Source organism: Microbacterium sp. STRO-1N, from assembly GCF_057748015.1.
Genome location: NZ_CM173234.1, coordinates 815,566 through 831,915 on the forward strand (window position 1 = coordinate 815,566; position 16,350 = coordinate 831,915).

15 protein-coding genes are annotated in these 16,350 nt (G+C 69.5%); 9 read left to right on the forward strand and 6 right to left on the reverse strand.

Features of this window, described 5'->3' with window-relative positions; all coding sequences use genetic code 11:
- The first annotated feature begins 60 nt into the window (after window positions 1-60).
- Genes AC3ANJ_RS03775 through AC3ANJ_RS03815 form a run of 9 tightly spaced genes read left to right on the forward strand, consistent with a single transcriptional unit; the run spans window position 61 to window position 9,337 of the window.
- Window positions 61-912, forward strand: coding sequence for a sugar phosphate isomerase/epimerase family protein (locus AC3ANJ_RS03775; protein ID WP_488318298.1), 852 nt, complete (start codon window positions 61-63; stop codon window positions 910-912).
- A complete protein-coding gene (locus tag AC3ANJ_RS03780) occupies window positions 909-2,060 on the forward strand; it encodes a Gfo/Idh/MocA family protein (protein ID WP_376178686.1) in 1,152 nt (383 codons plus the stop codon). The genes AC3ANJ_RS03775 and AC3ANJ_RS03780 overlap by 4 nt, the downstream gene beginning before the upstream one ends.
- Window positions 2,057-3,229: a mannitol dehydrogenase family protein gene (locus AC3ANJ_RS03785; protein WP_488318299.1), complete on the forward strand. Its 1,173-nt coding sequence runs from the start codon at window positions 2,057-2,059 to the stop codon at window positions 3,227-3,229. Before AC3ANJ_RS03780 ends, AC3ANJ_RS03785 begins: the two co-directional genes overlap by 4 nt.
- On the forward strand, window positions 3,226-4,464 hold the full coding sequence (gene manD / locus AC3ANJ_RS03790) for a D-mannonate dehydratase ManD (protein ID WP_488318300.1): 1,239 nt from the start codon (window positions 3,226-3,228) through the stop codon (window positions 4,462-4,464). The genes AC3ANJ_RS03785 and manD overlap by 4 nt, the downstream gene beginning before the upstream one ends.
- A gap of 26 nt (window positions 4,465-4,490) precedes the next feature.
- Window positions 4,491-5,345: a sugar phosphate isomerase/epimerase family protein gene (locus AC3ANJ_RS03795; protein WP_488318301.1), complete on the forward strand. Its 855-nt coding sequence runs from the start codon at window positions 4,491-4,493 to the stop codon at window positions 5,343-5,345.
- A gap of 42 nt (window positions 5,346-5,387) precedes the next feature.
- Window positions 5,388-6,665, forward strand: coding sequence for an ABC transporter substrate-binding protein (locus AC3ANJ_RS03800; RefSeq protein WP_488318302.1), 1,278 nt, complete (start codon window positions 5,388-5,390; stop codon window positions 6,663-6,665).
- A gap of 4 nt (window positions 6,666-6,669) precedes the next feature.
- Window positions 6,670-7,656 (forward strand): carbohydrate ABC transporter permease, encoded by a 987-nt coding sequence (locus AC3ANJ_RS03805; protein ID WP_376178678.1) that lies wholly within the window; start codon window positions 6,670-6,672, stop codon window positions 7,654-7,656.
- Window positions 7,653-8,573: a carbohydrate ABC transporter permease gene (locus AC3ANJ_RS03810; protein WP_488318303.1), complete on the forward strand. Its 921-nt coding sequence runs from the start codon at window positions 7,653-7,655 to the stop codon at window positions 8,571-8,573. Before AC3ANJ_RS03805 ends, AC3ANJ_RS03810 begins: the two co-directional genes overlap by 4 nt.
- Window positions 8,570-9,337: a sugar phosphate isomerase/epimerase family protein gene (locus tag AC3ANJ_RS03815; RefSeq protein ID WP_488318304.1), complete on the forward strand. Its 768-nt coding sequence runs from the start codon at window positions 8,570-8,572 to the stop codon at window positions 9,335-9,337. The genes AC3ANJ_RS03810 and AC3ANJ_RS03815 overlap by 4 nt, the downstream gene beginning before the upstream one ends.
- Window positions 9,338-9,460: 123 nt before the next feature.
- Here AC3ANJ_RS03815 and AC3ANJ_RS03820 read toward each other — a convergent pair whose 3' ends face one another.
- From AC3ANJ_RS03820 to AC3ANJ_RS03845, 6 genes are all read right to left on the reverse strand, one after another.
- Window positions 9,461-10,906: an aldehyde dehydrogenase (NADP(+)) gene (locus AC3ANJ_RS03820; RefSeq protein ID WP_488318305.1), complete on the reverse strand. Its 1,446-nt coding sequence runs from the start codon at window positions 10,904-10,906 to the stop codon at window positions 9,461-9,463.
- Between the two features lies 1 nt (window position 10,907).
- Window positions 10,908-11,999 (reverse strand): mandelate racemase/muconate lactonizing enzyme family protein, encoded by a 1,092-nt coding sequence (locus AC3ANJ_RS03825; RefSeq protein WP_488318306.1) that lies wholly within the window; start codon window positions 11,997-11,999, stop codon window positions 10,908-10,910.
- Window positions 11,996-12,895 carry a 5-dehydro-4-deoxyglucarate dehydratase gene (locus tag AC3ANJ_RS03830; RefSeq protein WP_488318307.1) on the reverse strand — a complete coding sequence of 300 codons (900 nt, stop codon included), beginning with the start codon at window positions 12,893-12,895 and terminating at the stop codon, window positions 11,996-11,998. The genes AC3ANJ_RS03825 and AC3ANJ_RS03830 overlap by 4 nt, the downstream gene beginning before the upstream one ends.
- A gap of 50 nt (window positions 12,896-12,945) precedes the next feature.
- Entirely contained in the window at window positions 12,946-13,881 is a 936-nt protein-coding gene (locus AC3ANJ_RS03835; protein WP_488318308.1) for an NAD-dependent epimerase/dehydratase family protein, read from the reverse strand.
- Window positions 13,878-15,215 carry a Gfo/Idh/MocA family protein gene (locus AC3ANJ_RS03840; RefSeq protein ID WP_488318309.1) on the reverse strand — a complete coding sequence of 446 codons (1,338 nt, stop codon included), beginning with the start codon at window positions 15,213-15,215 and terminating at the stop codon, window positions 13,878-13,880. The genes AC3ANJ_RS03835 and AC3ANJ_RS03840 overlap by 4 nt, the downstream gene beginning before the upstream one ends.
- A 75-nt stretch (window positions 15,216-15,290) precedes the next feature.
- A complete protein-coding gene (locus tag AC3ANJ_RS03845) occupies window positions 15,291-16,292 on the reverse strand; it encodes a LacI family DNA-binding transcriptional regulator (protein WP_488318310.1) in 1,002 nt (333 codons plus the stop codon).
- Between the last annotated feature and the right edge of the window lie 58 nt (window positions 16,293-16,350).

Sequence of the window (16,350 nt, forward strand, 5' to 3'; positions counted from 1 at the left end):
TCAAAATGTTGCCGCATCGCTACCGTGGTGAACGCCGACATGGACCAACGAAGGAATGTGATGTCACCGACGACCGCCCAGCCCACCTGGACGCTCTCCGGATTCGGAGACGAGATCCACCCAGACCCGCGGATCCAGTGCGCTGTTCTTCTCGCGCTCGGGGCTCGCCACATCGAGGTGCGCTCCGCGTGGGGCATCAACATCGTCGATCTCGACAAGGAGCGGCTCGGCGAGCTCTGGGCAGCCATCCGCGCCGAGGGAATGGGCGTCTCCGCCATCGGCTCGCCGATCGGCAAGAGCAATCTGAGCGATCCGATCGAGTTCGAACTCACGCGCCTGGACAACGCCCTTCGCGCGGCCGACGTGCTCGAGGCGCGCTACATCCGGATGTTCTCGTTCTGGCAGACCGAGGGCGTGCCTGTCGAGCAGATGCGCGACGAGGTGATGGATCGACTCGGTCGCTTCGCCGAGCGCGCGGCGTCCGCCGGGGTCGTCCTCGTGCACGAGAACGAGAAGCACATCTACGGCGACGTCCCCGAGCGCGTGCTCGACATCGTCCGCACCGTCGACTCACCCGCCCTGCGACTGGCGTGGGACAACGCGAACTACGTGCAGTGCGGCGTACGCCCCGTCACCGACGGCTTCGCCCCGCTCGCCGAGTACGTCGAGTATCTGCAGGTCAAGGACGCCCGCCGCGAGACCGGCGAAGTCGTGCCGGCCGGCGAAGGCGACGGCGAGCTGGCCGAGACCATCGCCGGGCTCCGAGACCGCGGGTTCGCGGGCTTCGCCTCTCTCGAACCGCATCTCGCCGACCAGAACGCCCTGGGAGGCTTCAGCGGCGCGCACGAGTTCGGTCGCGCCGCCCGCGCCTTCCGCACCCTCACCGACAACGCTGGAGTGACCCTCGCATGAGCAACCTGTCCACCGCCATCATCGGCTGCGGCGTCATCGGACGCACGCACGTCGAAGCCGTCCTGCAACTCGCCGACCGCCTCACTCTGACGGCGCTCGTCGACGTGTCCACCGAACGAGCCGAGGAGCTCGCCGACGTCGTGGAGGAGAGCACGGGCGCCCGCCCCGGCGTCTACGCCACAGTGCAGGAACTGGTCGCCTCCGATGCGCCGCAGCTCGTCGTCGTCGCGACCCCGTCCGGCCTCCACGTCGAGCAGGCCGTCGTCGCACTGGAAGCCGGCGCTCACGTCCTGATCGAGAAGCCGCTCGATGTCGATCTCGTCCGTGCACGCCGCCTGGCGGACGCCGCCGCAGCCGCCGCAGCGCGCGGTCAGGTGTGCAGCGTCATCAGCCAGCACCGCTTCGACCCGTCCAGTCAGATCGTTCACGCCGCGATCGCCGACGGCGGGTTCGGTCGGGTGACCTCCGGCGTCGCGACGGTGCCGTGGTGGCGCTCGCAGGACTACTACGACTCCGGCGACTGGCGCGGAACGTGGGCGCTCGACGGCGGCGGTGCGCTCATGAATCAGGGCGTGCACACCGTCGACCTGCTGCTGTGGTTCCTCGGCCGCCCGGTGACCGTCTCCGCCGAGATCGCTCTGCTCGCGCACGAGGGCGTCGAGGTCGAGGACACTGCCGTCGCCACCCTGACCTTCGACAGCGGCGCGCTCGCGGTGCTGCACGCGACGACCGCGGGGTACCCGGGGCTGTCCGTACGACTGCAGGTGCTCGGCTCGGACGGGTCGGCCGTCATCGACGGCGATGCCCTGCAGTACATCCACCTTCGCAAGGACGCGGATGCCGCGGCCGGCGCGTACGGCGGTGGGGGGAACCAGGCCGACCGGTACTCGGTCGAGCCGCCTGCCGGTGTCGATGCGACCCAGTTCAGCTTCGGGCACGTCCGCCAGTACTTCGACCTGCTCGACGCGATCGACGAGGGACGCGAACCGCTGCTGACGGTGGAGCAGGCGCTGCTCGCGCTCGCCGCAGTGCGGGCCGTCTACGTCTCGGCCGTGCTCGGTCGGAAGGTGCGCATCGACGACGTCATCGCCGGCGAGTACGACGACCTGGTCCTCGAAGTGCCGAGCATCGAGGTCCCCGCGGTATGACCGCAGTCGTCCGCGCGCCCGTCCGGATCGCCCACCTGGGCCTCGGGGCGTTCCATCGCGCGCACCAGGCCTGGTACACGGAACTCGTGAACAGGTCGGGTGCGGAGCAGTGGGGGATCGCCGCCTTCACCGGCAGGCGCCCCGACGCCGCGATGGCGCTGGCGGCGCAGGGCTGCGCGTACGATCTGGTCGTCCGTGGGCCGGAGTCCGACTCGGTCGAGCACATCTCTTCGATCGTCGCCGCCCACGACGGTGCGGATGCCGAGGCCTGGCGTGCGGCGATGACGACCGTCGCCGTGCTCACCGTCACGATCACGGAGGCCGGCTACCGGGCAGGCAGCACGGCGATCGAGCGCATCGTCGATGGTCTGCGCGCGCGGAGGGATGCCGAGGCGGGGCCGATCGCGATCGTCAGCTGCGACAACCTGGACGGCAACGGCGCGCTGCTCGGGTCGCTCGTGTCGCAGGCCGCAGACGCAGAGCTCGCGGCATGGATCGCCGACAACGTCTCGTTCGTGTCGTCCGTCGTCGACCGGATCACGCCCGCGGTCGCCGACGCCCTGCCGATCACGATCACCGATGACCCGTGCGCGCTCGTCACGGAGCCGGCGGCGTCCTGGATCCTGTGCGGCGGCTTCCCGGCGGGGCGACCGGCGTGGGAGCAGGCCGGTGCCGAGTTCGTCGACGACATCGAGCCGTATGAACGGCGCAAGCTCTGGCTCCTGAACGCCGGACACACGCTGCTCGCGAGCCTCGGGCAGCTGCGCGGCCATGCGACTGTCGCGGAAGCGATGACCGATGAGGTCTGCAGAACGGCGCTCGCCGACCTGTGGGACGACGCGGACGCGGTGCTGCCGTTCGACGCGACGAACCTCGCCGAGCGCCGCGCCGTGATCGCGACCCGCTTCGAGAATGCGCGGATCCGGCATGCGCTGCGCCAGATCGCGACGGATGCCGAGATCAAACTGGCTCTCCGTGTGGTGCCGGTGATCCAGGCGCGGCTCGCCCGTGGGCTGGATGCCGGACGCGGTGAGATCCGCGCGCTGGCCGCCTGGGCGGCGCTGGAAGGCAGGGACGCGGATGCTGTCGCCGGCCGCTTCGACCTGGACGATGACGTCCGCCATGAACTGATCGGCGCGATCGCCGAGCTGAAAGGAGTGCACGCATGATCATCGACAGGGCAGAGGTGATCGTCACGAGCCCCGACCGGAACTTCGTGACGTTGAAGCTCACGACCGATGACGGGCTCACCGGCCTGGGCGATGCGACCCTGAACGGCCGCGAGCTCGCGGTGGTCGCGTACCTGACCGAGCACGTCGTCCCGCTGCTCGTCGGTCGCGATGCGCACCGCATCGAGGACACCTGGCAGTTCCTCTACCGCTCGGCGTACTGGCGCCGCGGTCCGGTGACGATGGCGGCGATCGCCGCGGTCGACATGGCGCTGTGGGACATCAAGGCCAAGGCCGCGGGCATGCCGCTCTACCAGCTGCTGGGCGGCGCATCCCGCACCGGGCTGCTGGCCTACGGGCATGCCTCCGGCAAGGAGCTGCCCGAGCTGTTCGACTCGGTGCGGTCCCACCTGGAGCAGGGATACCGGGCCATCCGCATCCAGACCGGCGTACCGGGGCTCAAGGCGATCTACGGCATCGCCTCGCAGGCCGCCGACACCGGCGGCGGCGAGGCGCGGTACGACCACGAACCCGCCAGGCGCGGTGCGAAGCCGGTCGAGGAGGACTGGGACACGCGGGCCTACCTGCGGCATCTCCCGGGAGTCTTCGAGGCGGTGCGCAACGAGTTCGGCCCCGAGATCCCGCTGCTGCACGACGGGCACCACCGGATGACGCCGATCCAGGCCGCGCGCCTGGGCAAGGACCTGGAGCCGTATGACCTGTTCTGGCTCGAGGACTGCACGCCGGCCGAGAACCAGGAGGCGCTGCGCCTGGTGCGCCAGCACACCACGACGCCGCTCGCGATCGGGGAGATCTTCAACACGGTGTGGGACTTCAAGGACCTCATCCGCGAGCAGTTGATCGACTACGTCCGCGGTGCGGTCACGCACATGGGTGGCATCACGGCGCTCAAGAAGACGCTGGAGTACGCGGCGCAGTACCAGATCAAGTCCGGCATGCACGGTCCGACGGACATCTCGCCGGTCGGCATGGCCGCCGCGATGCATCTGGGGCTCAGCATCCATAACTTCGGCATCCAGGAGTACATGCGCCACGGCGCTCGTACCGACCAGGTGTTCCAGCAGTCCTTCACCTGGCAGGGCGGGTTGCTGCACCCGGGGGACAAGCCCGGTCTCGGCGTCGAACTCGACCTGGACGAAGCGGGCAAGTACCCCTACGAGCAGGCCTATCTGCCCTACAACCGACTGGCCGACGGCACCGTCCACGACTGGTGACCGACCCCACCCGAAAGGAATCCCTCATGGCACGCATCGGCGTCCAGGCGATGATGCTGAAGAGCGCCGTCGCGGAGCTCGGCGCATTTGAAACGTTTCGACGGACGACGGAGATCGGCTACCGCGTCGCGGAGCTGTCCCAGATCCCGTTGACGGCGGAGACCGTCGCCGAATTGCGCCGGGCCAGCGACGAGCTCGGTGTCGAGTACTGCGCCCTGTCGGCTGCACTCACCGCCGGCGGGATCAACGACTCGCTCGAGGAGCAGTTCGACAAGATCGTCGCGGACTGCCGGACGCTCGGAGCGGACATGGTTCGCATCGGGATGCTGCCGATCCCCGCGCTGCGTTCGACGGATGCCGTGCTCGACTTCTGCCGCCGGGCGGATGCCGCGGCCACGCGACTGGCGGACGAGGGCATCGCGCTGTACTACCACAACCACCACGTCGAGTTCGCGAAGGTCGACGGGCGCTACCTCCTGGAACTCATCGCCGAGAACTCCCCGCACGTCGGAATCGAACTCGACGCGCACTGGATCGCCAGGGGTGGTCTCGACCCCGCCAGGGTGATCGGGCAGTACGCCGGCCGGGTGCGCATGGTGCACCTGAAGGACTACCGGATCGGGATGCCGGACGCCGACGTCATCGACGCCTTCGAGCGCGGCGACCACGCGACCTGGGCGACGGCCTGGAACGGCCTCGTGCAGTTCGCCGAGGTCGGCGAGGGCAACCTCGACTGGCCGGGGATCATCGACGCGAGCATCCGCTCCGGGGCGGAGTACCTGCTCGTCGAGCAGGACGAGCTGTACGGACGCACCGTCTGGGAGGCGCTCGAGATCTCGCACCGAAACCTCACGGAGCTCGGCTTCGCCGAACTCTTCTGACGCACCGCAACCTCGCACCAACCACGTATCAAGGAGGATCACATGGCACATCGCAGGACACTCACCGCCGTTGCAGGATTCGTCGTCGCGGGGCTGGCTCTTGCCGGCTGCGCATCAGGGGACTCGGGGGCCTCGGAGGACTCGGGAAGCACGAACGACGGTCCCGTCGAGCTCGAATTCTGGGCGTGGGGCTCGAACGTCGACAAGCGCGTCGCCGAATGGAACGAGCAGAACCCCGACATCCAGGTGAACATCTCCGCACCGGCCGGCGGCGCTGACTTCCCCGTGAAGGTCCTGTCGGCCGTGCGGGCGGGAGAAGGCCCGGACATGGCGCAGGCGGAGTTCACCCAGCTGCCCACGTACGTGTCGGCCGGCGTCGTGGCAGACGTCGAGTCCGTGCGCGACGAGATGGAGGCGGCGTTCTCCGAGACGACGCTGGACACCGTCACCTTCGACGACACGATCTTCGGAATCCCGCAGGACCTGGGGCCAGCGCTGTTCGTGTACCGCACCGATCTGTTCGGCCAGCTGGGTATCGAGCCTGCCGAGACGTGGGACGACTTCCGCGCTCTCGCCGAGCAGGTGCGGTCGCTGCCCGGAGACCACTACCTCGCCAACTTCAGCGCGCTCGACGCCGATCTGTTCATGGGCCTCGCCCTGCAGAACGGCGCCCAGTGGTGGGAGTTCGCCGACGGCGAGTGGAAGGTCGACATCGACGACGACGCCAGCGCCGAGGTGCTCGAGTACTGGCAGGGTCTGATCGACGACGACCTCATCAGCACGTATCCCTCGGGCAGCCCCGAGTTCATCGAGGCGACGGCATCCGGGAAGGTGCTCGGCCAGATCGCCGGAGCCTGGGCTCCAGGGCCGCTGCTGAACCAGTACCCCGACACGGTCGGCCTCTGGGCCGCGGCCCAGATCCCGCAGTGGGAAGCCGGCGAGCTGAAGACCTTCGCGCGCGGAGGATCGGCGGACATCATCCTCGCGGACAGTGAGCACTATGACGAGTCTGTGGAGTTCCTCACCTGGCTGAACGTCTCCGATGAGGGCGCCGAAGGCCTCGTCGGCATCAACAAGTTCACCGCAGCCCTGCACGGTCAGGAGATCGACCGCCCGGCACCCGACCTCATCCCCGAGGACGACACGTACTGGCCTACCGCTGCCGAATCGGCGTCCGGCCTGCAGTCCGTGCAGTGGGGGCCCAACACGCAGGTCGCCTTCACCGCGCTGAACGACGCGCTCGGAAACGCGATCGAGACCGGCGACTGGTCGACGGTGCTGTCGACCGTGCAGACCACCGTCGAGGGCGACCTGGACTGACATCATGACCGCACTCCTCCAAGAGAGTGCGCCTGCGGGCGGGGAGGCGACGCGCACCGTCGTCCTCCCGCCCCGGCGGGCGCGCCGACCGCACCTGCAACGGCACACGGGCTTCGCCTACGCGCTGATGGCACCGGCGCTCGTGATGTTCGCCCTCGTGTTCATCATCCCGATCTTCTACTCCGGATGGCTGAGCGTCCGCGGCCGCGGCGCGTCCAGCGGCGGAGCCTTCGGGCCCCGTGAAGAGACGTTCGTCGGGCTCGGCAACTATGTCTCGGTGCTCGAGGACCCCACGTTCTGGACGAGCCTTGCCCACCTCGGCATCTACGCCGCGATCATGGTGCCCCTGCTCATGGGAACCTCGATCCTGCTCGCGCTGCTGCTGGATCTGCCGCGGGCGCGCGCGAAGTCCTTCAGCCGCACCTCGATCTTCCTTCCGTACGGTGTTCCCAGCGTCATCGCCGCCCTGATGTGGGGATTCCTCTACGTCCCCGACATCAGCCCGGTGTACCAGTTCGCGAGCGCCATCGGCGTGGAGCTGCCGAACCTGCTCAGCGGCGACTGGATCTACGTCGGCATCGTCAATGTCGTGCTGTGGGGCGGGATCGGCTTCAACACCGTGATCATCTACACCGCGCTGCAGTCGCTCGACCGCTCGCAGATCGACGCCGCACGCATCGACGGCTGCGGCGAGGGGCGCATCGCCTGGTACATCAAGCTGCCGCACGTCGTGCCGGCCACCGTGGTCACCGGGCTGTTCTCGGTGATCGGGGCGCTGCAGATCTACAGCGAGCCGGCCATGCTCGCGACCCTCACGAACGCGATCGATTCGACGTTCTTCCCGCTCATGCGCGTGTACCGCGACGCGTTCGCGCACGACGACCTCAACTCCGCAGCCGCGGCATCCATCCTCCTGGCACTGGGGACGGTTCTTCTGTCTCTGCTGGTGCTGGGCGGGCGCCGCCTGGCCACACGGAAGGCCGACCGATGATGACTCTGCTCTCCACGCGCGAGAAACGCGCCTCGTCCGGCTCCCGTCCGCCGGCTCACGACCGCCCGGCCGGTTCGCGGCGACGCGGCGTGCCGATCGCGGCGATCCTGCCGACGACGGTGCTGATCGTGTCCGCGGTGTACTTCCTGCTGCCGGTCGTGTGGGTGTTCTTCTCGGCGACCAAGTCGTCGGCGGAACTGTTCACGACACCCGCGTTCAGCTTCGGAACGGCGCTGTGGGACAACCTCGTCGCCCTGTTCGCCTACGAGAACGGCGGCTTCGCGAAGTGGCTGGGCAACAGCTTCTTCTACAGCATCGTCGGCGCCCTCGCATCGACCCTGTTCTCGGCCGGTGCCGGCTACGCGCTCGCGATGTACGACTTCCGCGGCAAGCACGCGATCATGGTCGGCCTGCTCGGCGGCGTCCTGCTTCCGACGATCACCCTCGCGATCCCGCAGTACCTGTTGTTCGCGCAGATCGGCCTGGCCAACACCTACTGGTCGGTGCTGATCCCGACGATGATCACGCCCTTCGGCATCTACCTGGCCTACGTGTTCGCCAGGGCGTCCATGCCGGTCGAGCTTCTCGAAGCCGCGCGGGTCGATGGATCGAGCGAGTGGCGCACGTTCCGCTCGATCGGTCTGCCGATGCTCCTGCCAGGGCTCGTGACGATCTTCCTGCTGCAGTTCATCGGAGCGTGGAACAACTTCCTGCTGCCGTACATCATGCTCACGGATCCGGACCTGTTCCCGATCACGGTCTCGATGTACATGATGCTCAACCGCGGCGGCAGCGAGCCCATCCTCTACACTCTCGGGATCGCCGGTGCGGCGGTCGCGATCATCCCGGTCGTCGCGTTCGTGCTGGTCCTCCAGCGCTACTGGCGCCTCGACCTCGTCTCAGGGAGTCTCAAGTGACAACTGTCGGTCTGATCGGCCCGCGGGCCAACGGCCTCATCGCCCAGCGCCTCGGCGCGGACTACGTCGAGCCCACCATCGTCGGCAACGTCATCCTCTTCGCGGAGAACGCGACACCGTCTCTGAACCCGGAGTTCGCGGGCGAGCGCTATCCCTCGTTCGCGATCCTGCTGCCCGGCGACGTCCGCGTCGCCGACCCGTCGTTCGACCTCGAGCGTGTGCGGTCGTACTTCACCACGCTGTTCCCGGTACTCGCGCAGGTCGCCGAGCCCGGTGCGAAGATCGTCTTCGGCTCGGGTGCGGCACGGCGGATCCCCGAGGGGGTCGACCGGTCCGCCGCCGAGGCGCGCTTCGCAGAGTCGCTCGTGATCGCGCGGGATGCCGCGAACGAACACGATCTCCGGGTGATGCTGGAGCCGCTGCACAAGGGCGAGACCAACCTCATCCACACGCTCGGCGAAGCCGTGGAGTTCCTTGACGCTCACGGCATCGATGGCGTTCAGGTCGTCGCTGACCTCTTCCACATCGAGCAGGAAGGCGAGCCCCTCTCGACCGTCAGCGACCACATCGAGCGGATCGGACACGCGCACATCGCCGACGCCGGGCGCTTCTGGCTGGGGGCGGGGGATGGGCAGTGGCGCGAGTTCGTGGCGACGCTGCGGGATGCCGGGTTCGACGGTCCGGTGTCGTTGGAGTGCAACTGGGGCGACGACCTCGAGACCGAGATCGCCGCCTCGATCGCGGCGCTGCGAGCGCTGCCCTGACAGCTACCAGGTCCGCCGGATAGCGGCGGACGATCAGCGGACGCAGTGACGTTTCACGGACCGATCGGTTGAGATCATCCGTGAAACGTCACCGCCTCCGTGAAACGTCCATCCGGATCGGTGTCAGACGGGCAGCACCAGCTGTCCGTTGCGGCGGTGCGGGAGCGTCGCGAGCGACGCGTCGCGCAGCTCAGGAGGCAGCAGGAGCTCCGGGGCGTCCTGGAACACGACAGGACGCAGGAACCGCCGGATCGCCGTCGCCCCGACCGAGGTGTGCAGCGATGTCGTCGCCGGCCACGGACCGCCGTGCTGCTGCGACCACGTTACGGCGACCCCGGTCGGCCAACCCGCGAACAGTACGCGACCTGCTCGCTGCTGCAGCAGCTCGACCGTATGGGCCACGTCGTCCGCCGGCTCGGAGTGCAGCGTCGCCGTCAGGCTTCCCGGCACGGCACGCAGCGCGGCGTGCAACTCGGCTTCGTCCGTATAGCGGACCAGGAGAGTGAGCGGCCCGAACACCTCCTCGAGCAGAGCCTCCGGGCGTGCGGCCACGGCTGCGGCATCCGTCGTCACGACGACCGGGCGCGCACCGTCCGGCGTCTCGGCTCCGTTCGCGATGAGCTCGGTCGACTCGTCGGCGAGCAGGGACTGGATGCCGTCGGGGAACGCGGCCGTGATGCGATCCGTGAGCAGCGGCCCTCCGGCGACCGAGCCGACCGCAGCGGCCACTGCGTCCTCGAATCCTGACCCGGCCGGGATGAACACGACGCCCGGCTTGGTGCAGAACTGGCCGACGCCGAGCGTGAACGAACCGACGAGCCCGGTGGCCAGCTCGGCGCCTCTGGCCTGGAGCGCCGCGGGCGTGATGACGACCGGGTTGACGCTGCCCAGCTCGCCGTAGAACGGGATGGGATCGGGGCGCCCGGAGGCGAGGTCGAACAGCGCGCGTCCGCCGGACACCGACCCGGTGAAGCCGGCCGCCTGGACGACCGGGTGCTGAACCAGGGCATTGCCCGCCTCACGGCCCTCGATGAGTGCGAACGATCCCTCCGGTGCGCCTGCCGCGTCGAGCGCCGCGATGACCACCTCGGCCGTGCGACGCGACAGCTCCAGGTGCCCGGAGTGCGCCTTCACGATCACCGGGTTGCCGGCGGCCAGCGCCGACGCCGTGTCGCCGCCGGCGACGGAGAACGCGAACGGGAAGTTGGATGCCGAGAACACCGCCACCGGTCCGACGCCGATCAGGTGACGGCGCAGTTCGGGCCGCGGCGGGGTGGCCGCGGCATCCGCGTCGTCGACGATGATCTCGCGGAAGGAGCCCTCCTCGACAACGCCGGCGAACAGTCGCAGCTGACCCGTCGTGCGGGCCACCTCGCCGGTCAGCCGCGGCACGCCGAGGCGTGTTTCGCGATCGGCGATCTCCACCAGCTCGGTGACGTTCGCATCGAGCGCGTCGGCGATCGCGCGCAGCCAGCCGGCACGCTCGGGGGCGGACGACGCCCGCCACACGGGAGCAGCCGCAGCCGCCTGCTGCGCGATCGTCTCGAGCTGTTCGGCGGTCGTGGTCATGTCAGGCCTTTCCGGTCAGTGTGGGGGAGAAGCGGATGCCGAGGCCGACGTGCGGCGTCTCGGCGAGGTATCCGTCGGCGATGGTGACGGGCGACGGATCGGCCAGAGCGCCCAGGCCACCGAATCCGGCATCCTCGACGTCCTCGGCCCAGGGCTCCGCGACATCGTCCGGCAGGGTGAGCGCGAGCTGTCCGGAGAGTTCTGGCAGCAGGTGCGGATGAAGCGCTGCGCCATGCTCGGCCGCGAGGGCCGCGATCGTCAGGAACGGCGTGATGCCGCCGACCCTGACGATGTTCGGCTGCACGATCTGCGCGGCGCCTGCGCGGAGGAAGTCGCCGAAGCGGTACGCGGTGTGCAGGTTCTCGCCGACCGCGATCGGCACGTCGATGCGCCGGGCGAGCTCGGTGTGACCGGCGAGATCGTCCGCGCGCAGCGGCTCCTCGATCCACGCGAGGTCGAACCGTGCGAGCGCCTCGACGGACGTCGTCGCGCGGTCCAGATCCCAACGCTGGTTGGCGTCGATCATGAGCGCGCGGTCAGGGCCGAGCAGGTCTCGGACGGCGCCGACGCGGTCGACATCCTCGGCGATGTCCGGCTTGCCGACCTTGATCTTCACGGCGGTGAATCCGGCGTCGATCCAGCGCTGCACCTGGGCGAGCAGCTCGTCCTGCGTGTAGTGCAGGTTCACCCCCGAACCGTAGGCGCGCACCCGTTCGCGTCGTCGACCGATGAGGGACGACACCGGCAGGTCGCGAGCGCGGGCCGCGGCATCCCACAGCGCGAGATCGAGTCCGGCCATGGCGATCGTCGTGATGCCCCCACCGCCCGCCTCGTGCAGGTGCTCCCAGAGCCCCTGCCAGGCCTCGCCGGGTTCGGCCGATCGGCCGATCGCCGGGTGCGCGATGTCGTCCGACAGCAGGGCGTGCACGGCCGTCGCGCCGATCTGCGGAGTCCACGAGAATCCCCAGCCCTCGACGCCGTCCGATCGGACCACGTGGGTCGCGACGATGCCGACCGACGTGACGTCGGCTGCCCACGGCCGGGTCAGCGCGACGCGCTGGAGGCGCACGTCGAAGCGGGTGATCGTGGTCACAGCAGTGCGCGTCCCGCCTCGAGGATCTCGGCCAGCCGTGTCTCCTGCGCAGGCGACGGATCGACCAGCGGTGCGCGCACCGATCCGACCGGCAGGCCGCCGAGTCGCAGGCCGGTCTTGATCAGCGAGACGCCGAATCCGGGAGTCTCGTCCCGGAGATTCACCAGCGGTCGGTAGAAGCCGTCGAGGATCGCCAGGCGCCGCTGTTCATCTCCGGACACGTACGCGCGGTAGAACGCGTTCGCGACCTCGGGGATCATCGCGAAGGCGGCCGACGAATACAGCGGCACGCCGATGCCGCGGTACGCGCCCTGCGTCAGCTCGGCGGTCAGCAGACCGTTGAAGAACGCGAAGTCGTCTCGGCCCGTCTCGGCCACAGCGCGGACGATGAGCTGCGTCGTGCCGATGTCGCCGGTACCGTCCTTGAAGCCGACGACCTTCGGGTTCGCGGCCAGGGTGCGCATCGTGTCGACCGCGTACTGCGCGGACCCTCGGTGGTAGACGATGACGGGCAGATCGGATGCCGTGGCGATCGCCTCGACGTACGCGATGAGCCCTGCCTGAGTGCCCCCGACGAGGTACGGCGGCAGCACGAGCAGGCCGTCGGCTCCGGCATCCGCTGCGGCCTTCGCGACCTCGATGGCGTGACCGAGCGGGCCGCCGGCGCCGGCGATGACGGGCACGCGGCCTGCCACGGTCGCGACCGCGGTGCGGGTGACGGCTGCGGCCTCGCTTGCCGACAGCGCGTGGAACTCGCCCGTGCCGCAGGCGGGGAAGACGCCGCCGGCACCGGCGGTGACCCCGCGGTCGATGTGCCGGGCGAGCAGCTCGTGCTCGATCGTGCCGTCCGGAGTGAACGGCGTCACGGGGAAGAAGAGGATGCCGTCGAAGTTCATCGTTGAGTGCTTTCGGTCGATGGTGGATGTCTGGGTCGCGGATTCCGCTGCTAAGAGCCTGCGGAAGCGACAGTTTCTGCGACCTGGACGCGCTCGCCGAGCTCGGTGCGCCAGTCGTGCGACGGGCGCCAGCCCAGGAGCCGTTCGGCTTTGGCGGTCGAGAACGCCGGCAGCGTTCCGGTCAGCGCGGCGGCTGCTCCGGCGGTTCCGGGGTGGAACTGCGGCAGCAGGTCGGCGAGGGGCTCGCGGGCCAGGGCATCCGACGCGCCGACGAAGAAGACCTCGCCGTTGGGGATCTCGGTCATGCCTGCCAGCAGCGTGTCCGCGAAGCCGGCGACGTCGCGTGCGTCGACGTAGTTGAACAGGGCGGGGGCCGAGAGTGCCGGGTCGTCCAGTCGCTCGCGGACGGTATGGCCCTGCTGCGTCGGCGCACCCGCCCACTCCTCGGGGGCGATCACGTAGCACGGGCGGAACGCGGCGAAGCGGGTGGCGTCTCCGGTCTGGCGCTGCAGCATCCCGAGGGTGTCCTCGATGAGCAGCTTCGACAGCGCGTAGGCGTTCCAGGGCTTGGTCGGGGTGTCCTCGTCGAGCGGCAGCAGGTCGGGGCTCCAGCCGGTCGGGCAGCCGTAGCCGAGGACGGTCGGGCTGGACGCCGCGACGATCTTCGGGATGCCGGCGCGCACGGCGCCGTGCAGCACCGAGATCGCGAGCCCCGCGTTGGTGCGCATGATCACGTCTTCCGGAGCGCTGAAGGGCACGGCGATCGCGGCGAGGTGGATCAGGGCATCGGCGTTCGCCTCCGCGAGGACGGATGCCGCGGCATCCGCGTCGGAGAGATCGAGGGCGACCTGCGTGATGCCGTCCTGTTCCAACTCGGGCGCGGTGACCCGGTCGAGCGAGACGATCTCGTGGCCGAACCCGGCGAGACCGGTGACGAGGCTGCGACCGAGCCGGCCGGCGCCTCCGGTCACGACGATGCGGCTCACGCGCGCACCGCACCTTCGAGCAGGCGGATGCCGAGGTCGGCGACCTGGACGGGGAGCCCGATCTCGAGCGACCGGTTTCCGGCGATGCCGACCGCGATCGAGCGGATGCCGTCGCTCCAGTCCGCCGGACGCGCCAGAGGGTCATCGGCCGGGCCGACGAACACGTCGGACAGCAGCAGGGCGTCGCCGCCGCCGTGTCCGCCTTCGCCGCGGACGATCGGCACTTCGCGAGCGGCCTCCCAGTGCTTCTGCACGATCAGACGCTCGCCTTCGGGGCGCAGCGTGGGCGCGGCATCCGATCCGGACAGGCTCGGGTCGAGCACCGGGTGCAGTCCCTCCTCGGCGAGCACGGCTCCGCGTTCCACGACCTCGAGCTCGGCGCGCCCCAGCGTGCCGTTGACGGCGACGCGGTAGCCCTCCCAGGGGGAGTGCGCGTTGAGCGAGTACGACAGCGTCGCACCGGAGGCGTAGTCGACGACGAGGGCGAGGTTGTCCTCGATCGTGATGCCCTCGCTGAAGACGTCCAGGTCCCGCACGTACCCGTCGTGCTGCTCGGCCTCGAGGTAGAGGGCCTTCAGACGCGGGTCGTCGCGAAGATCGAGTTCGAACGCGTCCGCGCCGTCGTGGGTGCCGCGCGCAGGGCGGCGGGTGATGCCGCGGGCCGCGGCGTTCTCGGCGCCGTAGAAGCGCAGGCCGCCGGAGGCGTACACGCGCCGCGGCTCGGAGCGCAGCCACCAGTTCACCAGGTCGAAGTGGTGGCTGGACTTGTGCACGAGCAGCCCGCCCGAGTTCGCCTTCTGGCGGTGCCAGCGGCGGAAGTAGTCGGCGCCGTGCTTGGTGTCGAGCATCCAGGAGAAGTCGATGGACGTGATCTCTCCGATCTCGCCGTCCTGCAGCAGCCGACGCAGCGCGGTGTTGCGCGGGGAGTATCGGTAGTTGAACGTCAGAACGACCTGGCGCCCCGTGCGTTCGACGGCCTCCTCGATGCGAGCGGCGCTCGGGGCGTCGATGGTCAGCGGCTTCTCGACGACGACGTCGGCCCCGGCCTCGAGCGAGCGGACGATGAGCTCGGCGTGCAGATCGTCGCGCGAGCAGATGATGACGCGGTCGATGCGCTCCTCGCGGATGATCTGCTCGAGTGCGTCTGGGCCGGCGGTTCGGGGGGCGGTGACGCCGGCCGCCGTGACGCGATCGACGTAATACTGCGCGCGGGTCGGGTTCGGCTCGATGATCGCGATCAGCTCGGCGCGGTCGCGATGCTCGCAGATGATCGCATCGACATACATCTGGGCGCGGTGGCCGGCTCCGGCGATGGCGTAGCGCGTCATTGTCATCCACTCATCTCGAACATGTCAGGAAACGTTTTCTCGAGACTAGCACAGGGCGGGAGAGGATCGGGCGGCCGACGGTCAGACCGTCGGCGCAGCTGTGGTCCCGCGGACCACCAGCTCCGGCACGACCGTCGTGACAGCGACCGGGGTGCCGTCCCCGAGCAGCTCGTGCATCGCCTGCCAGGCATGCGCGCCGAGTTCGGCCGCGGGAACGGATGCCGTGGTCAGCGGCGGCGTCGCATTCGCCGCGAACGGGATGTCGTCGAATCCGGCGATCGAGATCCGCCCCGGCACGTCGACGCCTCGGGAGCGCAGCGCCGACAGCAGGCCCATCGCGACGAGATCGTTGAACGCGAGCACCCCGGTCGCGCCGGATGCGAGTACGCGATCGGCCGCCTCGGCCCCGCTGTCGAAGTCGACGCCGGTCGGTATCTCGTCGACGCGCAGATCGGCGTTCTCGGCGACGACTCTGGCGATGGCGTCCTGTCTGGCACGGTGCGACGCGCTGCGCTGCGAACCGGCGAGATACACGAGATGCTGATGGCCGAGCCCCGTCAGATGGTCGATGATCTCGCGGAGACCGGCTCCGTAGTCTGCCGCGACGACGGGGGCGTCCCCCTGCGGGGCGCGATTGATGACGACGGCGGGGGCGAGGTCGGGCAGCAGTGCCTGCAGTTCGTCCTCCGGCATGCGCGGCGCGCACAGGATGATGCCGTCGGTGCGCAGTCGTGTCGTCTTCGCGAGCGCCCGCTCGTTCTCGAGGTCCTCGATCGAGTCGGCGATGAGCACGTGATACCCATCGGTCGAGGCGGCCCTGCTGAGGCCGCGCAGGATCGCCTGGTAGGTCGGGTTCTCCAGGTCCGGCACGACGACCGCGACGGTCTGGGTGCGCCCGAGCACGAGGCTGCGGGCGAGCGGGTTCGCCGTGTAGCCGAGTTCGGCGGCAGCGGCCTTCACCCGCTCGACGAGGGCGGGATCGACGGTCGGGTTGTCGTTCATCGCGCGGGACACGGTCGACAGCGAGACGCCGGCGAGCTTCGCGACATCGGTGATCCGCGTCCGTGGTGTCGTACGGCTCATCGGCCAGGCCCCTCTGCTCGCGTCATTCACGCGGGTGGCGCGAACCAGGCCATATTAG

What these genes read in the sequence shown, in the direction of transcription:
- AC3ANJ_RS03775 (WP_488318298.1), top strand. Translation starts at nt 61, where the DNA reads ATGTCACCGACGACCGCCCAGCCCACCTGGACGCTCTCCGGATTCGGA.
- AC3ANJ_RS03780 (WP_376178686.1), top strand. Translation starts at nt 909, where the DNA reads ATGAGCAACCTGTCCACCGCCATCATCGGCTGCGGCGTCATCGGACGC.
- AC3ANJ_RS03785 (WP_488318299.1), top strand. Translation starts at nt 2,057, where the DNA reads ATGACCGCAGTCGTCCGCGCGCCCGTCCGGATCGCCCACCTGGGCCTC.
- manD (WP_488318300.1), top strand. Translation starts at nt 3,226, where the DNA reads ATGATCATCGACAGGGCAGAGGTGATCGTCACGAGCCCCGACCGGAAC.
- AC3ANJ_RS03795 (WP_488318301.1), top strand. Translation starts at nt 4,491, where the DNA reads ATGGCACGCATCGGCGTCCAGGCGATGATGCTGAAGAGCGCCGTCGCG.
- AC3ANJ_RS03800 (WP_488318302.1), top strand. Translation starts at nt 5,388, where the DNA reads ATGGCACATCGCAGGACACTCACCGCCGTTGCAGGATTCGTCGTCGCG.
- AC3ANJ_RS03805 (WP_376178678.1), top strand. Translation starts at nt 6,670, where the DNA reads ATGACCGCACTCCTCCAAGAGAGTGCGCCTGCGGGCGGGGAGGCGACG.
- AC3ANJ_RS03810 (WP_488318303.1), top strand. Translation starts at nt 7,653, where the DNA reads ATGATGACTCTGCTCTCCACGCGCGAGAAACGCGCCTCGTCCGGCTCC.
- AC3ANJ_RS03820 (WP_488318305.1), bottom strand. Translation starts at nt 10,906, where the DNA reads ATGACCACGACCGCCGAACAGCTCGAGACGATCGCGCAGCAGGCGGCT.
- AC3ANJ_RS03830 (WP_488318307.1), bottom strand. Translation starts at nt 12,895, where the DNA reads ATGAACTTCGACGGCATCCTCTTCTTCCCCGTGACGCCGTTCACTCCG.
- AC3ANJ_RS03840 (WP_488318309.1), bottom strand. Translation starts at nt 15,215, where the DNA reads ATGACAATGACGCGCTACGCCATCGCCGGAGCCGGCCACCGCGCCCAG.
- AC3ANJ_RS03845 (WP_488318310.1), bottom strand. Translation starts at nt 16,292, where the DNA reads ATGAGCCGTACGACACCACGGACGCGGATCACCGATGTCGCGAAGCTC.